Below are 18,977 nucleotides of genomic sequence, written 5' to 3' on the forward strand. Positions count from 1 at the left end.
AGAGGGAGGAAACGTTGTACGTCCGGTTCCAGGGCACCCAGCGGCACGAGCGGGGGCACTACCCCGGGGTCTTCGTGCTGGCGAACGAGCTGGCCGCGCAGGGCAGGCTGACGGAGGAGCAGTACCGGTTCTGGCGGGCCGGCAACGACTGGTACGACACCCACTACCCCAACCCGTCCCACGTGGACGCCCGGGTCTACGACCGTGAACTGCATCCCGGCGCGGTCGCCTGGTTCAAGGAGTCCGCCGGGCACCTCATCGGCCGGGTGGCCGGCTACCTGGAACTCCTGGCCGCGCACGGCGTGGAGTGCCACCGCCTGGAGTCCACCGACCCCGGCCGGGTCGTCTACGAGGACGCCTATCAGATCGTCGTGGTGCCGGCGGGGGACCCCGGACGCCGGCCGCCCGGCCGGGCCTGAAGGCCGGGCGGGCCGGGAAAGCTCTGGAGTTGCTCAACTCTGCTTTGGCCGCGTCCGGGCAGGGGCATCCCCCTGTCACGCCCGCACGGGGCGCCCCTCGGGGGATTCGGGGGAAGCGAAAGGAGGGCCGGTGATGGACATCGTCGTCATCGTGGTCTTCGTGGTGCTGGTCGTGGCTCTCGTCGTCGGTACGGCCAAGGCGGGCGACAGCGGTCGCGCGTCCGGTCCGTCGTTCAAGAAGAAGAACGGCAAGCGGCGTTCGCACGGGTCGAGCGGCAGCTGGTGGGCCGGGGGCGGTGCCGCGAGCGGCGGCGGGGCCTCGTGCTCGTCCGGGTCGTCCGGCCATCACGGGCACTCCTGCGGGGGCGGCCACTCGTGCGGCGGCGGCAGCAGCTCCTGCGGGGGCGGCTCGTCGTGCGGCGGCGGGGGCGGGTGCGGCGGCGGCAGCTGACGCCCCGCCACGGGGACGCGGGCGGCCCGCATGGAGGCGACTGACACGGGGCAGTCGGTCTGTGCGGGCCGTCCGCATGCCGGGACACCGTCCCCGTACATGTGTCCAGGAAGAACCCGAAGGGTGTGCGCCGGGCGCGTTCGGGAGCCCGTGGAAGTTGAACAGTTGAGCTGTGCAGCGCTCGGGGGGATGGAAACCCCGCCAAGTTGGGTAAAAACGCTGTGACGTCGCCACCGCCCATGATTCCCTTTTAACCGTCAACTCAGCCCTCGCACCGCGCATTCACCGCGTTCGCGTGGGCACGAGCCGGTCCCTTCGAGACAGCCGGCCCCACGTCCCTTTGCGCGCCAGCGGAGCCGACCCATGCTCACGACCCTGAACACCGCCTACACCGACACCAGCGCGGACGACCTGGCCTGGACCCTGGGCCGCGAGCCGCTTCCCGCGCTGGCCACCCTGGACCTGCAACTTTCCGGCGCCACGCTCCAGTTGAGGCTGCTCGGCGCCTCCCACCAGGTGCTCCTGGAGGAGGAGAACGGCAGCTGCTCGGAGACCGTGGCCTGCATCCCGGGCAGCAGCACCCCGCTGCCGCTCGGCGTCGCCGAGCGCGTCGGCGACTGGGAGTACGAGTTCGCGGCCCGCGTCGAGGACCTCACCCCGGGGCAGTTCGCGGGACGCGCCCAGGAACTGCTCGCCCTCGTCTCCGACCACCCGAACGGTCTGGCCGGGGTCTTCCCGGGCAGTCCGCACGCCTTCACCGCGATGCTCGCCCAGCGGCACGAGGGTCAGGTGCACTGGCGCACCTGGCACGCGTATCCGCAGGACGGTCAACTCGTCGCCACCCGCACCCGGGTGGGTGTGCGCCGCTCCGCCGCCGTGCTGCTCTAGCGACCCGGTGCGGCGCGGGTATGTCTCCGCGCCGCTTTTCCACACGTGTGGGTGACCAGGTGGAGTTGCGCGGTGACGTAGCGTTCCCCGAGTGATCGATCCGCACGCCCCTGCCCCGCACTCGGGGGTCCCGCGGTCCCGGGGCGAGCCGGGCCGGGCCCCGCTCCCGGTCAAGCCGGGTACCGGCCGGTTCCTGGTCCTCGCCGGCGTCTTCGTCTGCGCGGCCTGTGGACTGGTGTACGAACTGGAACTGGTCGCGCTCGCCTCGTACTTGATGGGCGACTCGGTCACCCAGGCGTCCGTGGTCCTGTCCGTCATGGTCTTCGCCATGGGCCTCGGCTCGCTCGCCGCGAAGCGGCTGCGCTGCCGTCCCGCGGCGGGCTTCGGGATGCTGGAGACCCTGCTCGCCCTGGTCGGCGGGTGCAGCGCCATGGCCCTGTACGCCGTGTTCGCCTGGACCGGCGGCTGGGGCGGGGTCTGGGGCGACGGGCCGAGATACCTGCTGGTCGGCTTCTCGCTGGCCATCGGCGTGCTGATCGGGGCCGAGGTGCCGCTGCTGATGGTGCTCATCCAGCGCATCCGCAGACAGGACCCCGGCGGCGCGGTCGCCGACCTGTTCGCCGCCGACTACGTGGGCGCGCTCGTGGGCGGCCTGGCCTTCCCCTTCGTCCTGCTGCCGCTGTTCGGGCAGTTGACGGGCGCGCTGCTGACCGGCGCGGTCAACGCCGTGGCGGGCGGGGCGCTCGTCCTGGGGCTGTTCCGGCGCGACCTGAGCGCGCGGGGCCGCTGGCTGCTGCTCGTCGCCAATGTGACGGTGCTCGCGCTGCTGGCCGCCGCCTGGGTCCTCGTCGACGACTTCGAGCGGGCGGCCCGGCACGCGATGTTCGGTGCGCCGGTGCGGGTCGCCGTGCAGAGCCCGGTGCAGGAGGTCGTGCTGACCGGCGGTGAGCGGGGGCGGCCGCTCGGGCTCTACCTCGACGGCCGGCTGCGGGTGCGCGGCGACGAGGCCGCGCGCTACCGCGCCGATCTCGTCGATCCCGCCCTGCGCGGCGGGCCGCGCGGGCGGGTGCTCGTCGTGGGGGGCGGGGACGGGATCGCGGCGCGCGAGGTGCTGCGGTTCGGCGGGGTGCGCCGGGTCGACGTCGTCGACGCCGACCCCGCGGTGGTGCGGCTCGCGCGCCGCGATCCGGGGCTCAGCGCGCTGAACGGGCGGGCGTTGAGCGATCCGCGCGTGCGGGTGGTCACCGGGGACGTGTTCGGACTGCTGCGCGGCGGGGGGTCGCTCCGGGGGCCGTACGACGCCGTGATCTGCGATCTGCCCGATCCGGCGCTCACCAGTGCGACGAAGCTGTACTCGCAGGAGTTCTACGGGCTCGTGGCGCGGGTGCTGGGGGAGCGGGGGCGGGTCGTGGTGCACGGGGGGCCGGTGTCGGAGCGGTTCTGGACCGTCGCCGGGACCGTGCGGTCGGCGGGGTTGCGGGTGGTTTCGTACCGGGGGAGTGAGGGGGCCGGCTTTGTGCTGGGTGGGTGGCGGGTGCCGGTGGGTGGTGCCGCCCACGTTCTCCGACCGCCGCACCCGTCCCCTCCGTCGACCTTGGTCCACCCCCGCTACTGACCCTCCGGGCACTTGCCTGGCCGCTAGGTGGTCCTTCGTGTGCGGCCCGGCGGGGGCTGGTCGCGCAGTTCCCCGCGCCCCTGGGTGGTTTTTCGGGTGCGCCGTCGTCGTGGCTGGTCGCGCAGTTCCCCGCGCCCCTGAGGCATGCGCTGCGCGCAGCCTCCCCCTGAGGCTGCGCTTCGTGCGCCTCTCCTTTGGGAGCGGGCCGGTGGGCCGCCCCTGATGAGATGCCGCACGCAGTGCGCATCTCAGGGGCGCGGGGAACTGCGCGAGAAGCGGCCACCGGGCCGCGGATGACGAACCGCCCAGGGGCGCGGGGGAATGAATCAGAGGGGGCTCGGGGGAAGCGGGGGCGGGTGGGGGGTGGAGTCGGTAGGGTCGGCTGGCATGGAGCATGAGGTGTTCGTTCCGGTTCCGGCGGAGTCCGTGAGGGCGGTGCTCGGCGACCCCCTTCGGGTGGCCCGGGCCCTGCCCGGGTTCCAGCGCGACGCGTCCGGCGACGCCGGCCGCCTGAAGGTCAGGATCGACGGCCACACCATCACGTACCGCGGCAGCATCACGGTCGACCGCACCCCGGACGGCTCGTTCGAGGTGACCGGCGAGGGCGTCGAGGCCCGCGGCACCGGCACGGTGACGTTCCTGCTGACCGCCCGCGCCGCGGCGACGGAGGGCGGCACCACGCTCACCTTCACCGCCGCGGCCACCGGCGACGGCCGCGTCGCCGAATTTCCCGGCGACGCAGTGGAAGCGACGGCGCAGCGCCTGCTGAACCGTTTCGCGGAGAACCTCGCGGCGGCGGAGCAGGAGCCGGGCACCGACCCCGACCCGGAAACGGATCCGGAAACGGACCCAACGGCCCCGGAGGACAGCGAGACCGACAGCGACACCGGCCCGGAAGCGGACCCGGAGCTGGAGGTGACCGTGTACGAGACCGACGTGCCGCCCTCGTCCCTCGACCCCGAGACGGACCTGCCGTCCGAGCCGGCCGCCGCCCACGCCCGCCGCACGATGATCGGCCGCAGCGCGGAGGAGGTCGACCACGCCCCGCCGCGCGGCCGCTACGCCCCCGTGCCCGCCCCCTCCGGCGCCACGGCGACCGCCACCCTGCGCTGGGCGGCCCCCGCCGCCGCCCTCGCCGTGGCCTCCGCGATCGTGGTCGGCCGGGCGCTGCGCAGGCGCCGCTGAGCGCTCCGGGGCCCGCCCCGCATAGGGTCAGTGGTCGTGACGACACAGGAAACGACGCTGACCGCGGGCGACGCGGAAGTGACCGTGGCGCCGGGCAACGGCTGCCGCATCAGCAGTCTGAAGATCGCCGGGACCGAGCTGCTCCGGCAGGGCGAGCGCTACGGCTGCTTCCCGATGGTGCCGTGGTGCGGCCGGATCGCGGAGGGCCGTTTCATGGACGGCGGCCGGGTCCACCAGATGCCGCTGAACTCCCCGCCGCACGCCATCCACGGCTTCGCCCGGGACGCCGAGTGGACCACGGCGCGGGCGTCGGCGACCGAGGCGGCGTTCACGTACGACCTCACCGACCCGTGGCCGTACACCGGCCGGGTCACCCAGGTCGTCGCCCTCACCGAGGACGCGCTGACGCTGACGCTCGGCATCGAGACGTACGGCGACTCGTTCCCGGCGCAGGCCGGCTGGCACCCCTGGTTCAACCGGCGGCTGCCCGCGGCGGACGGCGCCGAGGCAGAGGCCGCCATCGCCTTCGACCCCGCCTGGCAGGAGCGGCGCGGGGCGGACCACCTGCCCACCGGCGAGCGCATCGACGTACAGCCGCAGCCGTGGGACGACTGCTTCGGGATGCCCGACGGGGTGGACGTCACCCTGACCTGGCCCGGGGTGCTCGCCGTGCGGGTCACCAGCCGTGAGCCGTGGGTCGTGGTCTACGACGAGCAGGACGCGGCCGTGTGCGTCGAGCCGCAGACCGGCCCGCCCAACGGGCTCAACACCGCCCCCCGCCTGGTCACCCCCGTGGACCCGCTGGAGGCCAGCACCACCTGGACCTGGCGGCGCCTTTAAGCTCATAGGCATGACGACGAACGACGTGCGGGACGCCCTGCTCCAGCAGATCAAGGACAAGGCCGTGGTGCACGGCAAGGTGACGCTCTCCTCCGGTCTGGAGGCCGACTACTACATCGACCTGCGCCGCGTCACCCTCGACGGCGAGGCCGCCCCGCTGGTCGGACAGGTGCTGCTCGACCTCACGAAGGACCTGGAGTTCGACGCGGTCGGCGGTCTCACCATGGGCGCCGACCCCGTCGCCGGCGCGATGCTGCACGCCTCCGCCGCCCGCGGCGGGCGGCTCGACGCGTTCGTCGTCCGCAAGGCCGCCAAGGCGCACGGCATGCAGCGCCGGGTCGAGGGCCCCGACATCGCGGGCCGCCGGGTCCTCGTCGTCGAGGACACCTCCACCACCGGCGGCTCCCCGCTGGAGGCCGTCCAGGCGGTGCGCGAGGCGGGCGCCGAGGTCGTCGGCGTCGCCACCATCGTCGACCGGGCCACCGGCGCCGCCGAGAAGATCACCGAGGGCGCCGGGGTCCCGTACCTCTTCGCGTACTCCAAGGACGAGCTGGGCCTGGACTAGGGCCGTACGTCCCGCCGAGCCGGGCCTTCCCCGGACTGGAGCATTCGCACAAGTCTGGAAGGATGGGGCCGACGATGATGTCACCCCATGGTGCTTGGTGAGGTCGGACCACCGGTCAGGACACCAGAACAACCTCAACCCGCAATCCCGCGCTTCACGAGGAGACGGCAGATGCCCATCGCAACCCCGGACCAGTACAACGAGATGCTCGACCGGGCCAAGGCGGGGAAGTTCGCCTACCCGGCCATCAACGTCTCCTCGACGCAGACCCTGAACGCGGCGCTCCAGGGCTTCGCCGAGGCCGAGTCCGACGGCATCATCCAGATCTCCACCGGTGGCGCCGAGTACCTGTCGGGCCAGGGTGTGAAGGACATGGTCGTCGGCGCGCAGGCGCTCGCCGAGTTCGCCCACGTCGCCGCCGAGCGCTACGGCAACAAGATCGCGCTGCACACCGACCACTGCCCCAAGGGCAAGCTGGACGGGTACGTGCGCCCGCTGCTCGACATCTCCGCCAAGCGCGTCGAGGCCGGCGGCCTGCCGCTGTTCCAGTCGCACATGTGGGACGGCTCGGCCGAGACGCTCGCCGACAACCTGGAGATCGCCCAGGAGCTGCTCGCCAAGGCCAAGGCCGCGCACATCATCCTGGAGATCGAGATCACCCCGACCGGCGGTGAGGAGGACGGCGTCTCGCACGAGATCAACGACAACCTCTACACCACGGTCGACGACGCGGTGCGCACCGTCGAGGCGCTGGGCCTGGGCGAGAAGGGCCGCTACCTCCTGGCCGCCTCGTTCGGCAACGTGCACGGCGTGTACAAGCCGGGCAACGTCGTGCTCCGCCCCGACCTGCTCGCCGAGCTGAACTCGGGCATCGCCGAGAAGTACGGCAAGCCGGCCGGCTCCAAGCCGTTCGACTTCGTCTTCCACGGCGGCTCGGGCTCCACGCTGGAGGAGATCCGCACCGCGCTGGAGAACGGCGTCGTGAAGATGAACCTCGACACCGACACCCAGTACGCCTTCACCCGGCCCATCGCCGGTCACATGTTCGAGAACTACGACGGCGTCCTGAAGGTCGACGGCGAGGTCGGCAACAAGAAGACGTACGACCCGCGCGTGTGGGGCAAGAAGGCCGAGACCGGCATGACCGCCCGCATCGTCGAGGCCTGCGAGAGCCTGCGCTCGACGGGCACCCGCATCAAGTAGGCGCTCGTCCGTGTGCGGGCCCGGTCCCCTCGGGGGCCGGGCCCGCGCCATGTCTGGAGGTCTTCAGTGACGTACGACTTCGACACCGTCGTCGACCGGCGCGGCACCTGGTGCGTGCAGTGGGACGGCATCACGGACCGGTTCCCCGAGGCGGACCTGCTCCCGTTCACCATCTCCGACATGGACTTCCGGTCCCCGCCCGAGGTGCTCGACGCCCTCGGCGCGCGCATCGGGCACGGCGTGTTCGGCTACACGGACTGGCACACCGACGCCTTCCGCGGCGCGGTACGCGACTGGTACCGGCAGCGGTACGCGACCGAGGTGGACGTCGAGCGGCTGGTGTACGCGCCCTCCGTGCTGAACCAGATCGCCCAGCTGTTGCGCATGTGGACCGCGCCGGGGGACGCCGTCGTCGCGCACACCCCGACCTACGACGGGTTCACCAAGTGCGTCACCGGGCTCGGCCGCGAGCTGCGCGCCGTCGGCGTCGACGACTGGGACGGGCTGGAGCGGGAGCTGGCCCGCGCGGACGCCCGCGTCCTGTTCCTGTGCTCGCCGCACAACCCGACCGGGCACGTGTGGACCGACGCCGAGCTGCGGCGGATCGCCGGCCTCGCGCGCGCCCATGACATCGCTGTCATCAGCGACGAGATCCACTCCGACCTCACCCACGACGGCTTCGTCCACCGCCCGTGGACGGCGTACGGCGACGGGCTGCGCTGGGCGCTCGTCACCTCCGGCAGCAAGTCGTTCAACTTCCCCGCGCTCACGGGCAGCTACGGCTTCGTCGGCGACGCCGCCGACCACGCCGAGTTCGTCCGGCGCATGGGCCACGACGAGGGCCTGGAGTCGCCGGCCGTGCTCGCGCTGACCGCGCACATCGCCGCGTACCGCGAGGGCGGCGCCTGGCTGGACGAGCTGCGCGCGTACACGTACGGCAATCTGCGGCTCCTGGCGGACCGGCTCCGGGAGGCGTTCCCCGAGCTGGGCTGGCGGGTGCCCGAGGCCGGGTACCTCGCCTGGATCGATCTGCGGCCCCTCGGCATCACCGCCGACGAGGAGGTGCAGCGGGTCCTCGTCGAGCGCGAGCGGGTGGCGATCATGCCGGGCGGGACGTACGGCGCGCCGGGTTTCGTGCGGCTGAACCTCGGCTGCCCGCGGAGCAAGGCCGAGGCCGGGATCGAGGCGCTCGTCAGGGGCGTCGCGGCCCTCCGTGCCGATGGCGCAGACTGGAACCCATGAGCCTTCACGAGAATCTGCTCGGGGGACCGCCCCCGACCCACCTGCCCGACGACCCGGAGCCCCGCGAGCTGCTGGCGGGCGGCACCGCCCCGGCCGACGTCGCCGCGAAGTACCCGACGTCCTCGCTCGCCTGGGCGCAGCTCGCCGACGCCGCCTTCGAGCGGGGCAGCGTCGTGGAGTCGTACGCGTACGCGCGCACCGGCTACCACCGCGGCCTGGACTCCCTGCGCCGCAGCGGCTGGAAGGGCCACGGGCCCGTGCCGTGGGAGCACGAGCCCAACCGCGGCTTCCTGCGCGCCCTGCACGGCCTGGCCCGCGCCGCCGGCGCGATCGGCGAGCAGGAGGAGTACGAGCGCTGCACGCAGTTCCTGAAGGACTCCTCGGCGACAGCCGCGCAGACCCTCGGCTAGGGCGGGCACGCCCCGGCTCCCGGCACCCGCGAGGCCCGCCTGTGACCAGGCGGGCCTTGCGGTTTCGGGGGACGATTGCGGAGGATGCCGATGGGGACCGGGGCCCCGTGCCGGTAACGGCAGGGCGGACCGCTACCCGTAGTACGCAACAGGAGACAGCGATGTCCCACGACGCGGATCACGCGGCGGACCACGACCAGGTGGCGGAGCCCGTGACGGAGGAAGAGACCGCCGCACCGCATCTCGACTTCGCGGGCACCACGCCCTACGAGGACTACGTCCAGGCGGATGTCCTCACCCACCTCCAGACCCTGCGCTCGGACGATCCCGGCGAGATGGTCTTCCTGGTGACGACCCAGGTCATGGAGTTGTGGTTCACCGTCATCGTGCACGAGTGGGAGACCGCGAGCCGGGCCCTCGCCGCCGACGACGTGCCCACCGCCGTCGCCGCGCTCAAGCGGTCCGTGCGGGAGCTGGAGGCGCTGAACGCGTCGTGGCGGCCGCTCGCCCAGCTCACCCCCGGCCAGTTCAACTCCTACCGCGCCGCGCTCGGCGAGGGCTCCGGCTTCCAGTCGGCGATGTACCGGCGCATGGAGTTCCTGCTCGGCGACAAGTCCGCGTCGATGCTGGTCCCGCACCGCGGCGCCCCGCGCGTCCACGCCGAGCTGGAGAAGGCGCTGCACGAGCCGAGCCTGTACGACGAGGTGCTGCGGCTGCTCGCCCGGCGCGGCCACGACGTGCCGCGCGCCGTCCTGGACCGGGACGTCTCCCGCCGCTACGAGCCGTCGCCCGAGGTCGAGGCGGTGTGGACGACCCTGTACGCGGGCGACGAGAGCGTCGAGACCGCCCGGCTCGGCGAGGCGCTGAGTGACGTCGCCGAACTGGTGTGGCGCTGGCGCAACGACCACCTGGTGGCGACCCGGCGCGCGATGGGCGCCAAGACCGGCACCGGCGGTTCCGCGGGCGTCGCGTGGCTGGAGAAGCGCGCACGCGGCACCGTCTTCCCCGAGCTGTGGACGGCGAGGTCCCATGTCTGATCTGCGAGAGCGCGCGCGGGAGCTGGACGCCGCCGACGAACTGGCCGCCGTCCGCGCGGACTTCGTCCTGGACGGCCCGGAGGACCTGGTCTACCTGGACGGGAACTCGCTGGGCGCGCTGCCGGTGAACGTACCGGGCGCGGTCGAGGACGTCGTGCGCCGCCAGTGGGGCGAGCTGCGCATCCGCTCCTGGACCGAGTCGGGCTGGTGGACGGCGCCGGAGCGGATCGGCGACCGCGTCGCCCCGCTGCTGGGCGCCGCCCCGGGGCAGGTCGTGGTCGGCGACTCCACCAGCGTCAACGTGTTCAAGGCGCTGGTGGGCGCGGTGCGCCTGGCCCCCGAGGGGCGCGACGAGATCCTGGTGGACGCGGCGACCTTCCCCACGGACGGCTACATCGCCGGGTCGGCGGCCCGGATGACCGGGTGCACGGTGCGGCCCGTGGACCCGGGGGCGGTGCCGGACGCGCTGGGCCCGCGCACGGCGGCGGTGCTGCTCAACCAGGTCGACTACCGCAGCGGGCGGCTGCACGACCTGCCGACGCTGACGGCGGCGGTCCGCGCGGCGGGCGCCGTCAGCGTCTGGGACCTTTGCCACAGCGCGGGCGCGCTCTCCGTCGGGCTCGACGAGCACGGCGTGGACCTGGCGGTCGGCTGCACGTACAAGTTCCTCAACGGCGGTCCCGGTGCGCCCGCCTACCTGTACGTGCGCGCGGAGCACCAGGCGCGGTTCGACTCGCCGCTGCCGGGCTGGAACTCGCACGCCGAGCCGTTCGGGATGCGCGCCGCGTACGAGCCCGCCGACGGCGCGGTGCGCGGCCGGGTCGGCACCCCGGACATCCTGTCGATGCTCGCCCTGGAGGCGGCCCTCGACGTGTGGTCGCGGCCGGACGTCTCGGTCGCCGCGGTGCGCGCGAAGTCCCTCGCGCTGACGGACTTCTTCCTGGAGTGCGTGGCGGGGTACGTGCCCGGGGACCGGGTCGAGGTCGTCACCCCGGCCGCGCACGCCGAGCGGGGCAGCCAGGTCGCGCTGCGCTGCGCGGACGCCGGGGCGGTCATGGGGCGGCTGATCGCGGCCGGTGTCGTCGGCGACTTCCGGGCGCCGGACGTGCTGCGCTTCGGATTCACCCCGCTGTACCTGGGGTTCGCCGAGGTGGAGCGGGCGGCGCGGGTGCTGGCCCGCGAACTCAGCCGGACGGACTGACGAACACGCCCGCGCCGGCCGCCGCGACGGCGGCGGCCACGGCCCGGTCCGCGTCCGCCCCGGTGGGCGCGGCGCCGGTCGTCAGCAGCCGGTAGTAGAGCGGGGCGGACACCGCGCGGACGACCTCGGCGGCGTCCGTACCGGGCGGCAACTCGCCGCGGGCGACGGCCTCGTCGACCGCCGGGGCCCACTCGGCGACGCGGACCGCGTAGAACCGGCCGAGCGCCCGCGCGGTCCGCTCGTCGCAGGCCGCGGCGGCGATCACCGCGCGGAACAGCGGGCCCTGCCGGGGGTCGGCCAGCGTCCGCCGCACCAGGTGGGCGTTGGCGCTCAGGTCCTCGCGCAGGGAGCCGGTCGCGGTGCGCGGCAGCGACTCCTCGGCCATCTCGGCGAGCAGGTCCGTGACGAGGCCGGTGGGGGAGGACCAGCGCCGGTAGACGGTGGTCTTGCCGACCTCGGCGCGGCGCGCGACGTCGGCGAGGTCGAGCCCGGCGAAGCCCTGCTCGGCCAGGACGTCGCCCGCGGCGGCGAGCACCGCGGCACGCACCCGCGCGGTGCGTCCGCCGGGGCGCAGGGTGCCGGGCTCGGGGTCGCTGCTCGGATGACTCATACCCGAAGGGTAACGGAACCTCAGGACCGTTTGCCCGGCGATCCGGTGACTGTGCGTGTCGGCGGCCGTGATCACCCTGGTAGCGTCCGCTTACCCCGCTGGTTCCGCGCGGGTTCTCTGCTGGTCCCCCCTGTGCGCTGAGAGGTCGGAGCATGCCGGACGAAGCCGCCGCTCGCGAGAAGGCCGAGGAGACGTCGGCCTTCTCGCACCCCGCCGTCCCCCCGGACGTCACTGCCGCGTACGGCGATCACCCGGATCAGGTCGTCGACTTCTACGCGCCGCGCGACGGGGCGAGCCGGGCCCCGCTGGTCGTCGCCCTGCACGGCGGCGCCTGGCGGGCGCCGTACGACCGGGCGCACCTGAGCCCGCTGTGCGACTTCCTGGCCCGGCGCGGCTTCGCCGTCGCCAACGTCGAGTACCGGCGCGGGAGTTCGCTGCCCCACCAGGGCGCGGACGGCCCGGTGGCGGGGCGCTGGCCGGAGACGTTCGACGACGTGGCCGCCGCCTTCGACGCGCTGCCCGCGCTGGCCGCCGAGCACCTGCCGACGGCGGACGCCCGGCGCGTCGTCGCGGTCGGGCACTCGGCGGGCGGCCAGCTCGCGCTGTGGGCGGCGGCCCGGCACGTACTGCCCGAGGACGCGCCCTGGTTCACCCGGGCCCCGGTCGCGCTGCGCGGTGTGGTCGCGCTCGCCCCGGTCGCCGACTTCGCGCTGGCCGAGGAGCTGGGCGTGTGCGGCGGCGCCGCGGGCCAACTGCTGGGCGGGGACGACGCGTCGTTCGCCGCGCGGCGGCCGTACGCCGATCCGGCGCTGCTGCTGCCGACGGGCATCGCCACCACGCTCGTCCAGGGCCGCGCCGACACCACGGTGCCGTTCGCGCTCGCGGAGGCGTACGCGGACGCGGCGGCGCAGGCGGGGGAGGTCGTGGGCGTCACGTTCCTGGCGGACGTCGGCCACTTCCCGCTGATCGACCCGGCGGCCGACGCCTGCGCGGTGGTCGCGGAGGAGATCGCCCAACTGGCCTGGTGAGGGGCCCCCGCTGCATACCCGGGTATGACGCGGGAGGCGCGTGTCATACCGGGGAGCCAGGAGCGGAGTCGGCACCGTGGTGTGACGCCGACTACGGCGTGTGATCCCTACCTTGCTTCTCGTGGGCACCGGGCGACGGTGCCGGACGGAAGGGGCGGGTCATGGGCGAGCGGGTCGGAAGGCGGCGCGGGGCGGGGCGGCTGCGGCGGGCGCTGCTCGCCACTCTCGTGACGGCCGCGGTCGTGGTGCCGGTGTCGGCCGCCGCGCACCCCGTGGTCCCGGCCCCCGCGCCGGCCCGGCTCGGCCCGGTCACGGCGGGGACGCTGGAGGCGGCCTACGCGGCGAACCGGGCGACGGCGGCGCGGGCCGCCGCAATGGCCGCGGCCCACGGCGCCGACGGCCGCGCCCGCGCGCTGCGGGCCATGGCGTCCCGCGGGCGTACGTTCCTGAGCCTCGACCCGCGCGGTCCCGGCCGGGCCGCCGAGGTCGTCGGCGACCTGGCGCACGCCGGGCGGATCGCCGTGCTGGTGCCCGGCTCGGACACCTCGCTCGACACCTTCGGCCGGTTCCGCGCGGGCGCCACCGCCCTGCGCGGGCGGCTCGGCGCGCGGGCGGCGGTGGTGGCCTGGCTCGGATACCCGACACCGGGGACGGTGAGCACGGCGGTCCTCACGCCGGGCCGCGCCCGGCGGGCGGCCCCCGAACTGGCCGCCCTCGTCCGGCGCTTGCACGCCATAGCGCCCCGCCGGGCCGCCGTCTCGCTCCTCTGCCACTCCTACGGGTCGGTGGTGTGCGCCGCCGCCGCGCCACGGCTGCGCGGCGCCGCGGCCGTCACCGACCTGGTCCTCGTCGGCAGCCCCGGCACCGGCGCGGACCGGGCGGCGGACCTCGGCACCGGGGCCACCGTGTGGGCGGCGCGCGGCGCCGGAGACCGGATCGCGGACGTGCCGCACGTGCGGGCCGGGTTCCTCGGCACCACGATCGGCTTCGGCCCCGATCCGGTCTCCGCCGCCTTCGGCGCCCGGGTCTTCGCGGCGGGCGACGGCGGCCACAGCGACTACTTCCGCCCCGGCACCCGCTCCCTCGCCAACCTCACCCGGATCGTCCTGGGCCGGTACGCCGAGGTCACGGGCGGCACGGGTGGCACGGGTGGCACGGGCGGCACGGGCGGCACGGGCGGCGCGGGCCGTGCCCGCGACGCGTCGCGGGAGGCCGGCCATGGCTGAACTGCGCGCCGCCGTACGGGCGTTCACGCATCGGATCGACGCGGCGACCCCCGCGCACCGGGACCGCGCGGTGGACGCGCTGCGGGCGTTCGCCGTCTGCGGTGTCGTCCTGGGCCACTGGTGCGTCACGGCCCTGGTGCCCGGCGCCGACGGCACGCTGCACACCGCCAGCCCGCTGCGCGCGCTGCCCCGGCTCGCCCCGGTCTCCTGGCTCCTCCAGACCCTGGCGGTCTTCTTCCTGGTCGGCGGGCACGTGGCGACGAAGAGCCTCACGGCGGCCCGGGCCCGCGGCGACGGGCACGCCCGGTGGCTGCGGGCGCGGCTCGGCCGGCTCTTCCGGCCGGTCGGCGCCCTGCTCGCGCTGTGGACGGTGGCGGCGGCCGGGATGCTGCTCACCGGAGTCCCCCTCGCCACGGTCCGCACCCTGGGCAAGCTCGCGCTGTCCCCGCTGTGGTTCCTGCTGGTCCTCGCGGGGCTGACGGCGGCGACCCCGCTCGTGGCCCGGCTGCACCCGCTGTGGCCGCTCGCCGTCGTGCTGCACGTGGACCTCGTCCGGTTCGGGTTCCACGGCCCGGCCTGGACGGGCTGGATCAATGTGGCGGCGGGCTGGCTCGTCCCGTACACGCTCGGCGCCGCCTGGGCCCGCGCCGAGCCGTCCCGGCGCCACGCCCTGCTGCTGCTCGTCGGCGGGGCCGCGGCGACGGCCGGGCTGGTGCTCCGCGCGGGCTATCCGGCGTCGATGGTCGGCGTCCCCGGCGCCCCCGTGTCGAACCTGGACCCGCCGACGCTCGCCGCGGTCACCTTCGGCCTCGCCCAGTGCGGGCTCGCGCTGCTGCTGCTCGACCGGCTGCGCTCCTGGACCCGGCGTCCCGCGTTCCGGGCCGCTGTCGCCCTCGCCAACGTCTCGGCGATCACGGTCTTCCTCTGGCACCAGACGGCCCTGATGGCGGTCACCGCGACGGGCCTGCTCGCCGGGCGGCTGCCGGGGCTGCACACGGCGCCCGACTCGTGGGCCTGGGTCGCGGTGCGGACGGCCTGGCTGCCGGTGTTCGCGGCGGCGCTCGCGGTGTGCTGGGCGGCGTTCCGCATACCGGAGCCCCACCGTGCCGGGCACGATGGGGCCGCTGTGCGGGGGGCGGACGGGCCGCCGGGTCAGACGGCGCCGAGCGCGCCGGACTTGACGCTCTGAACGAAGGAGGCGAAGGAGGGGGCGGCGACGTCCAGGACCGGGCCCCCGGGGTTCTTGGAGTCACGGACAGGAACCACACCGCGCGCCCCGGCGAGGTTCGCGGCGACCTCGACGCACTGGCCGCCATTGTTGCTGTACGAGGACGTGAACCACTGCGGGTGTTCGGTCGTCACAAGGTGCCCTTTCGTAACGTGCTGATCATGGCTACCGCCTCCGCCTGGGAGCCGGATTCGGCCTGTAACTGATGGTAGGACGTCAGCAAGGGCAGCACGAACGACGATTCGCGCTCCAGATGGCCCCGCTGCGCGGACTCGGCGTAGGCCATCAGGGACCGGTCCGGCAGGGTCAGGACGGTGACGGGCAGGTCGAAGGGGCGCCGGGCGCCCAGGGCGAACGGGGCCACCTGGAGCACCGTGTGGGGGAGCTCCGCGAACTCCAGGAGCCGGTCCAGCTGGGCGTTCATGACGTCGGGTGCGCCGATGGGGCGGCGCAGGCAGCTCTCGTCGAGGACGACGAACACCAGCGGCGGTGGGGTGCGCGCGAGAGCGGCCTGCCGCTCGGCGACGAGCGTGACGCGCTCCTCCGCCTGCTCGTCGGTGATCGCGCCGCGCCGCACGGCGCCGCGGGCGAGGACCGTGGCGTACGCCGGGGTCTGGAGCAGGCCGGGCACGACGCCGACCTCGTAGAGCCGGATCTCGGCCGCCCGGCCCTCGTGCTCCACGAACTGCGGAAAGCCCTCCAGCAGGCCCGCGTTGCGCACGTTCCGGAACGCGCGCTCGAACAGGTCGTCCGTCCCCAGCGCTCCGTCAGCACCACGCGCCAGGCGCAAGGTCGGAAGTTTGCGGCCGGTTTCCACCGACGAGACATGCGTGCTGGAGTACCCGATCCGCTCCGCCAGCTCCTCCTGGGTCCAGCCGCGCTCCTCGCGTGAGCTGCGCAGACGTGCGCCGAAGGCGGCCTGGGGCGAGCTGTCGGGACGCAGGTCCTTGCGGTTCACGGGGGCCGGGCCAACCTTTCGTCCACGTCTGACAAGTTGAAGGGTTCCCCGCGCGGGTCCACGCTGAACCCTGAGAGTAGTCACAGCGCTACGGAGAGGAGCGGCGGTGTCCGCACGGAACATTCCCCCGAACGAGTCCCCCGACGTCCCCGCACCCGGCACCCTCATGGTGGACACCAGCCGGGCCGACCGGGTGGGGGAGTTCCGCGGTGTCGCCGGCCCCTACTGGTCCCTGCGCCCGGTCTGCGGCGGCACGGAGTGGGAGGCGGCCCCCGAGCACGTCCGCCCCGCGGACCCCGGCGAGCGGCTGCACGCCAACAACGCGCGGTGCAACGCGCGGAGCCGGGGCGATGTGCTGTGAGGTCACCGGTGTCCGAACCGCCCGTGCTGTTCCGCGCGGAGGTGTACGCGGGGGACGCCCGCACGACGACGTTCCTCGGCGGCCTCGACGTGCGCGGCCCGCGCCGCGCCCTGCGCTTCCTGCGCCGCCAGGCCCACCGGTTCGCCGACGCCCTGGACCCGTCCCCGTTCACCGAGTGGGTACCGGCCCAGGCACTGCGCCCGGCCGCCCCCACCGAGCGGGACGCCCCCGCCGAGCTGCGCCGCTGGGCCGAGGACCTCGCCCACCAGGACGCCGCGCTGCGTCAGCTCGTCGCCGGCGGCACGTTCGCGTTCACCGCCCGCGACGACCTGTGCTGGTACGTGCTCACCGCCCACGGGCTGCGCCGCCCGGCGCACGGCGGCGCCGGGTAGGACTGGCGCCGGGTAGGACTGGCGCCGGGTAGTACTCAAGACGGATCCCCGTGACCCCTCTCCCTGGGGACGACCGGGGCCGGGCGCGGACCGTACCGTCGTGCCATGACCGAGACGACCACCACCGCGGCTCCCCGGGAGCGCAGCCCCGAGTTCAGCTTCGTGCAGTCGGCGCTGCGCGGGCTGCGCGCGGACCTGTTCCAGGACGTGCGGGCGTACCGTCCGCTGCCCCGCGCCGCCGTCGACGGGCCGCTGGCCCAGCTGCTGCCGGAGCGCAGGCGGCGGGAGCTGGAGCTGCTGCCGCACGCCGTCGTGCTGACCCTCGCGGTGCTCAGCCTGGCCGTCGGCGCGCTCGCCCCGGTCACCGAACTCAGCATGCTGATGGCCGGCCTGCTGGCCGCGACGGCCGTCGCCCTCACCCTGGTGCGGCCGGTGCTCGCCTGGTGGATATCGCTGGCGGCCGCCCCCTGCCTCGCCGTGGCGGGCGGCGACCTCTACCCGTGGGCGGGCGGCAGCATCGTGGCGCACACGACGGTCATGGCGGTCGTCGCGGCCCGCACCCGGCCCCGCACGGCGGCCTGGATGTGGGTGCTCAGCGGGGTGTACGGGGTGTTCGTCGGGGAGGCGCTCGGCGGCTGGTACGACAGCGACGCGCTGCCGATGGCGCTGCTGTCCGGCATCGTGCTCGCCCTCGTCGTGCTGATCCAGGCCAACCGCACCACCAAGCGGCAGGTCGTCGCCGAGCGCACCGTCACCGCCGTCGAGCGCGACAGGCGCACCCTGCTGGAGGAGCGCACCACCATCGCCCGCGAGCTGCACGACGTCGTCGCCCACCACATGTCGGTGGTGGCGATCCAGGCGGAGGCGGCCCCCTACCGCGTCGAGAACCCGCCGCCGGAGCTGGCGCAGGCGTTCGCCACGATCCGGGAGAACGCGGTGGCCGCCCTCACCGAACTGCGCCGGGTCCTGGGCGTGGTCCGGGTGGACTCCGCCGCGTACGCGACCGCGCCGGACGCGCCGCAGCCCACGCTCGCCGACCTCGGCCGGCTCCTGGAGAACGTGCGGGAGGCGGGCCTGACCGTCACCAGGACCGTCACCGGAGCGGTCCGCGAACTGCCGCCCGGCGTCGAGCTGTCGGCGTACCGGATCGTGCAGGAGGCGCTGAGCAACACCCTGCGCCACGCGCCCGGCGCCGAGGCCGCCGTCGAGGTGAGCTACGTGCTCGGCGGGCTCGGCCTGCGCGTCGTCAACGGCCCGCCCACCGGCCTGGTCAAGCCGTCCCCCGGCGCCGGGCACGGCATCACCGGCATGCGCGAGCGGGTCTCCATGCTCAGCGGCGAGATGACGGCGGGCCCGAGCGCGGACGGCGGCTATGAGATCACGGTCTTCGTGCCCGTCGCCGCCGCGCCGGAGGCCGCCGCATGATCAGGGTGCTGATCGCCGACGACCAGATGATGGTCCGCGAGGGCTTCTCGGTGCTGCTCAACGCGATGCCCGACATCGAGGTCGTCGGCGAGGCGGTCAACGGCGTGGAGGCGGTCGCCCGGGTCCGCGAACTGGCCCCCGACGTCGTCCTGATGGACATCCGGATGCCCGAGATGAACGGCCTCGACGCCACCCGCGCGATCGTCGCCGCCGCACCGGCGGCGAACGGCCCCGCCGTCCTCGTCCTGACCACCTTCGACCTCGACGAGTACGTGTACGAGGCGCTGCGCGCCGGCGCCTCCGGGTTCCTGCTCAAGGACGCCTCCGCGCGCCAACTCGCCGAGGGCGTCCGGGTGGTGGCCGCCGGTGAGGCGCTGCTCGCGCCGTCCGTGACCCGCCGCCTGATCACCGAGTTCGCCAAGCTGTCCGACACCCCGGGGCTCCCGGCGGCGCGCGACCCGGGCGCGTACGGCGAGCTCACCGACCGCGAGACGGAGGTCCTGGTCCTCATCGCGCAGGGCCTGTCGAACGCGGAGATCGCCGAACGCCTCGTCGTCGCCGAGTCCACGATCAAGACCCATGTGAGCCGGATCCTGGTGAAGCTGGGCCTGCGCGACCGCACCCAGGCGGCGGTCTTCGCCTACGAGGCACGGCTGGTGACCCCGGGCTAGCCCGGGCCCGAGGCTGTCGCGG

Annotated in this window: 22 protein-coding genes; 19 read left to right on the plus strand and 3 right to left on the minus strand. The window is 74.5% G+C overall.

All coding sequences use genetic code 11. From position 1 onward, the window contains the following. Positions 1-14 precede the first annotated feature (14 nt). From ACIP5K_RS12860 to kynU, 12 genes are all read left to right on the plus strand, one after another. Positions 15-419 (plus strand): hypothetical protein, encoded by a 405-nt coding sequence (locus tag ACIP5K_RS12860; protein WP_401408447.1) that lies wholly within the window; start codon positions 15-17, stop codon positions 417-419. Between the two features lie 133 nt (positions 420-552). After that, on the plus strand, positions 553-870 hold the full coding sequence (locus tag ACIP5K_RS12865) for a hypothetical protein (RefSeq protein WP_401408449.1): 318 nt from the start codon (positions 553-555) through the stop codon (positions 868-870). Between the two features lie 363 nt (positions 871-1,233). Then, positions 1,234-1,758: a DUF2617 family protein gene (locus ACIP5K_RS12870; protein WP_401408451.1), complete on the plus strand. Its 525-nt coding sequence runs from the start codon at positions 1,234-1,236 to the stop codon at positions 1,756-1,758. Between the two features lie 91 nt (positions 1,759-1,849). Then, the gene (locus ACIP5K_RS12875) at positions 1,850-3,373 is read left to right on the plus strand and encodes a polyamine aminopropyltransferase (RefSeq protein WP_401408453.1); all 1,524 of its coding nucleotides are present in this window, start codon (positions 1,850-1,852) and stop codon (positions 3,371-3,373) included. A 387-nt stretch (positions 3,374-3,760) separates the two neighbouring features. After that, positions 3,761-4,558 carry an SRPBCC family protein gene (locus ACIP5K_RS12880; protein ID WP_401408455.1) on the plus strand — a complete coding sequence of 266 codons (798 nt, stop codon included), beginning with the start codon at positions 3,761-3,763 and terminating at the stop codon, positions 4,556-4,558. 36 nt (positions 4,559-4,594) lie between these two features. Beyond that, a complete protein-coding gene (locus tag ACIP5K_RS12885; RefSeq protein WP_401408457.1) occupies positions 4,595-5,398 on the plus strand; it encodes an aldose 1-epimerase in 804 nt (267 codons plus the stop codon). Positions 5,399-5,408: 10 nt separating this feature from the next. Then, entirely contained in the window at positions 5,409-5,963 is a 555-nt protein-coding gene (gene pyrE / locus ACIP5K_RS12890) for an orotate phosphoribosyltransferase (RefSeq protein WP_401408459.1), read from the plus strand. Positions 5,964-6,134: 171 nt separating this feature from the next. Next, complete coding sequence (gene fbaA / locus ACIP5K_RS12895) at positions 6,135-7,166, plus strand: class II fructose-bisphosphate aldolase (RefSeq protein ID WP_401408461.1); 1,032 nt, start codon at positions 6,135-6,137, stop codon at positions 7,164-7,166. A gap of 66 nt (positions 7,167-7,232) precedes the next feature. Next, positions 7,233-8,408 carry a MalY/PatB family protein gene (locus ACIP5K_RS12900; RefSeq protein WP_401408463.1) on the plus strand — a complete coding sequence of 392 codons (1,176 nt, stop codon included), beginning with the start codon at positions 7,233-7,235 and terminating at the stop codon, positions 8,406-8,408. Further along, positions 8,405-8,818, plus strand: coding sequence for a DUF3151 domain-containing protein (locus ACIP5K_RS12905; protein ID WP_401408465.1), 414 nt, complete (start codon positions 8,405-8,407; stop codon positions 8,816-8,818). Before ACIP5K_RS12900 ends, ACIP5K_RS12905 begins: the two co-directional genes overlap by 4 nt. 161 nt (positions 8,819-8,979) lie before the next feature. Then, positions 8,980-9,855, plus strand: coding sequence for a tryptophan 2,3-dioxygenase family protein (locus ACIP5K_RS12910; protein ID WP_401408467.1), 876 nt, complete (start codon positions 8,980-8,982; stop codon positions 9,853-9,855). After that, positions 9,848-11,056, plus strand: coding sequence for a kynureninase (gene kynU, locus ACIP5K_RS12915; protein WP_401408469.1), 1,209 nt, complete (start codon positions 9,848-9,850; stop codon positions 11,054-11,056). The genes ACIP5K_RS12910 and kynU overlap by 8 nt, the downstream gene beginning before the upstream one ends. On the opposite strand, the gene ACIP5K_RS12920 is transcribed toward kynU, so the two are convergent. After that, entirely contained in the window at positions 11,040-11,666 is a 627-nt protein-coding gene (locus ACIP5K_RS12920) for a TetR/AcrR family transcriptional regulator (protein WP_401408471.1), read from the minus strand. The genes kynU and ACIP5K_RS12920 overlap by 17 nt on opposite strands. A gap of 152 nt (positions 11,667-11,818) precedes the next feature. On the opposite strand from ACIP5K_RS12920, the gene ACIP5K_RS12925 reads away from it, so the two are divergent. From ACIP5K_RS12925 to ACIP5K_RS12935, 3 genes are all read left to right on the plus strand, one after another. Further along, the gene (locus ACIP5K_RS12925) at positions 11,819-12,694 is read left to right on the plus strand and encodes an alpha/beta hydrolase (RefSeq protein ID WP_401408473.1); all 876 of its coding nucleotides are present in this window, start codon (positions 11,819-11,821) and stop codon (positions 12,692-12,694) included. A 161-nt stretch (positions 12,695-12,855) separates the two neighbouring features. Next, on the plus strand, positions 12,856-13,920 hold the full coding sequence (locus tag ACIP5K_RS12930; RefSeq protein WP_401408475.1) for an alpha/beta hydrolase: 1,065 nt from the start codon (positions 12,856-12,858) through the stop codon (positions 13,918-13,920). After that, on the plus strand, positions 13,913-15,109 hold the full coding sequence (locus ACIP5K_RS12935; protein WP_401408477.1) for an acyltransferase: 1,197 nt from the start codon (positions 13,913-13,915) through the stop codon (positions 15,107-15,109). The genes ACIP5K_RS12930 and ACIP5K_RS12935 overlap by 8 nt, the downstream gene beginning before the upstream one ends. Here the strand turns inward: ACIP5K_RS12935 and ACIP5K_RS12940 are convergent. After that, complete coding sequence (locus ACIP5K_RS12940; protein WP_401408479.1) at positions 15,073-15,282, minus strand: DUF397 domain-containing protein; 210 nt, start codon at positions 15,280-15,282, stop codon at positions 15,073-15,075. The two genes, ACIP5K_RS12935 and ACIP5K_RS12940, sit on opposite strands and share 37 nt — an antisense overlap. After that, positions 15,279-16,106, minus strand: coding sequence for a Scr1 family TA system antitoxin-like transcriptional regulator (locus ACIP5K_RS12945; protein ID WP_401408481.1), 828 nt, complete (start codon positions 16,104-16,106; stop codon positions 15,279-15,281). Before ACIP5K_RS12945 ends, ACIP5K_RS12940 begins: the two co-directional genes overlap by 4 nt. A 166-nt stretch (positions 16,107-16,272) precedes the next feature. Between ACIP5K_RS12945 and ACIP5K_RS12950 the strand changes: the two genes are divergently transcribed. The 4 genes from ACIP5K_RS12950 to ACIP5K_RS12965 all read left to right on the plus strand — a co-directional run bounded on the left by ACIP5K_RS12950 (position 16,273) and on the right by ACIP5K_RS12965 (position 18,955). After that, complete coding sequence (locus tag ACIP5K_RS12950; protein ID WP_401408994.1) at positions 16,273-16,467, plus strand: hypothetical protein; 195 nt, start codon at positions 16,273-16,275, stop codon at positions 16,465-16,467. A gap of 8 nt (positions 16,468-16,475) precedes the next feature. Next, the gene (locus tag ACIP5K_RS12955) at positions 16,476-16,859 is read left to right on the plus strand and encodes a hypothetical protein (protein WP_401408483.1); all 384 of its coding nucleotides are present in this window, start codon (positions 16,476-16,478) and stop codon (positions 16,857-16,859) included. Positions 16,860-16,964: 105 nt separating this feature from the next. Beyond that, positions 16,965-18,284, plus strand: a complete 1,320-nt coding sequence (locus tag ACIP5K_RS12960) for a sensor histidine kinase (protein ID WP_401408485.1) — start codon at positions 16,965-16,967, stop codon at positions 18,282-18,284. After that, positions 18,281-18,955: a response regulator gene (locus ACIP5K_RS12965; protein WP_401408487.1), complete on the plus strand. Its 675-nt coding sequence runs from the start codon at positions 18,281-18,283 to the stop codon at positions 18,953-18,955. Before ACIP5K_RS12960 ends, ACIP5K_RS12965 begins: the two co-directional genes overlap by 4 nt. Positions 18,956-18,977 lie beyond the last annotated feature (22 nt).

It is taken from the genome of Streptomyces sp. NPDC088785 (assembly GCF_044750685.1).
Classification (GTDB): domain Bacteria; phylum Actinomycetota; class Actinomycetes; order Streptomycetales; family Streptomycetaceae; genus Streptomyces.

Bases quoted from the DNA above. Each gene is read 5' to 3' on its own strand.
- ACIP5K_RS12865 (WP_401408449.1), top strand. From the start codon at position 553: ATGGACATCGTCGTCATCGTGGTCTTCGTGGTGCTGGTCGTGGCTCTC.
- ACIP5K_RS12870 (WP_401408451.1), top strand. From the start codon at position 1,234: ATGCTCACGACCCTGAACACCGCCTACACCGACACCAGCGCGGACGAC.
- ACIP5K_RS12880 (WP_401408455.1), top strand. From the start codon at position 3,761: ATGGAGCATGAGGTGTTCGTTCCGGTTCCGGCGGAGTCCGTGAGGGCG.
- pyrE (WP_401408459.1), top strand. From the start codon at position 5,409: ATGACGACGAACGACGTGCGGGACGCCCTGCTCCAGCAGATCAAGGAC.
- fbaA (WP_401408461.1), top strand. From the start codon at position 6,135: ATGCCCATCGCAACCCCGGACCAGTACAACGAGATGCTCGACCGGGCC.
- ACIP5K_RS12905 (WP_401408465.1), top strand. From the start codon at position 8,405: ATGAGCCTTCACGAGAATCTGCTCGGGGGACCGCCCCCGACCCACCTG.
- ACIP5K_RS12910 (WP_401408467.1), top strand. From the start codon at position 8,980: ATGTCCCACGACGCGGATCACGCGGCGGACCACGACCAGGTGGCGGAG.
- kynU (WP_401408469.1), top strand. From the start codon at position 9,848: ATGTCTGATCTGCGAGAGCGCGCGCGGGAGCTGGACGCCGCCGACGAA.
- ACIP5K_RS12920 (WP_401408471.1), bottom strand. From the start codon at position 11,666: ATGAGTCATCCGAGCAGCGACCCCGAGCCCGGCACCCTGCGCCCCGGC.
- ACIP5K_RS12925 (WP_401408473.1), top strand. From the start codon at position 11,819: ATGCCGGACGAAGCCGCCGCTCGCGAGAAGGCCGAGGAGACGTCGGCC.
- ACIP5K_RS12930 (WP_401408475.1), top strand. From the start codon at position 12,856: ATGGGCGAGCGGGTCGGAAGGCGGCGCGGGGCGGGGCGGCTGCGGCGG.
- ACIP5K_RS12935 (WP_401408477.1), top strand. From the start codon at position 13,913: ATGGCTGAACTGCGCGCCGCCGTACGGGCGTTCACGCATCGGATCGAC.
- ACIP5K_RS12950 (WP_401408994.1), top strand. From the start codon at position 16,273: ATGGTGGACACCAGCCGGGCCGACCGGGTGGGGGAGTTCCGCGGTGTC.
- ACIP5K_RS12960 (WP_401408485.1), top strand. From the start codon at position 16,965: ATGACCGAGACGACCACCACCGCGGCTCCCCGGGAGCGCAGCCCCGAG.
- ACIP5K_RS12965 (WP_401408487.1), top strand. From the start codon at position 18,281: ATGATCAGGGTGCTGATCGCCGACGACCAGATGATGGTCCGCGAGGGC.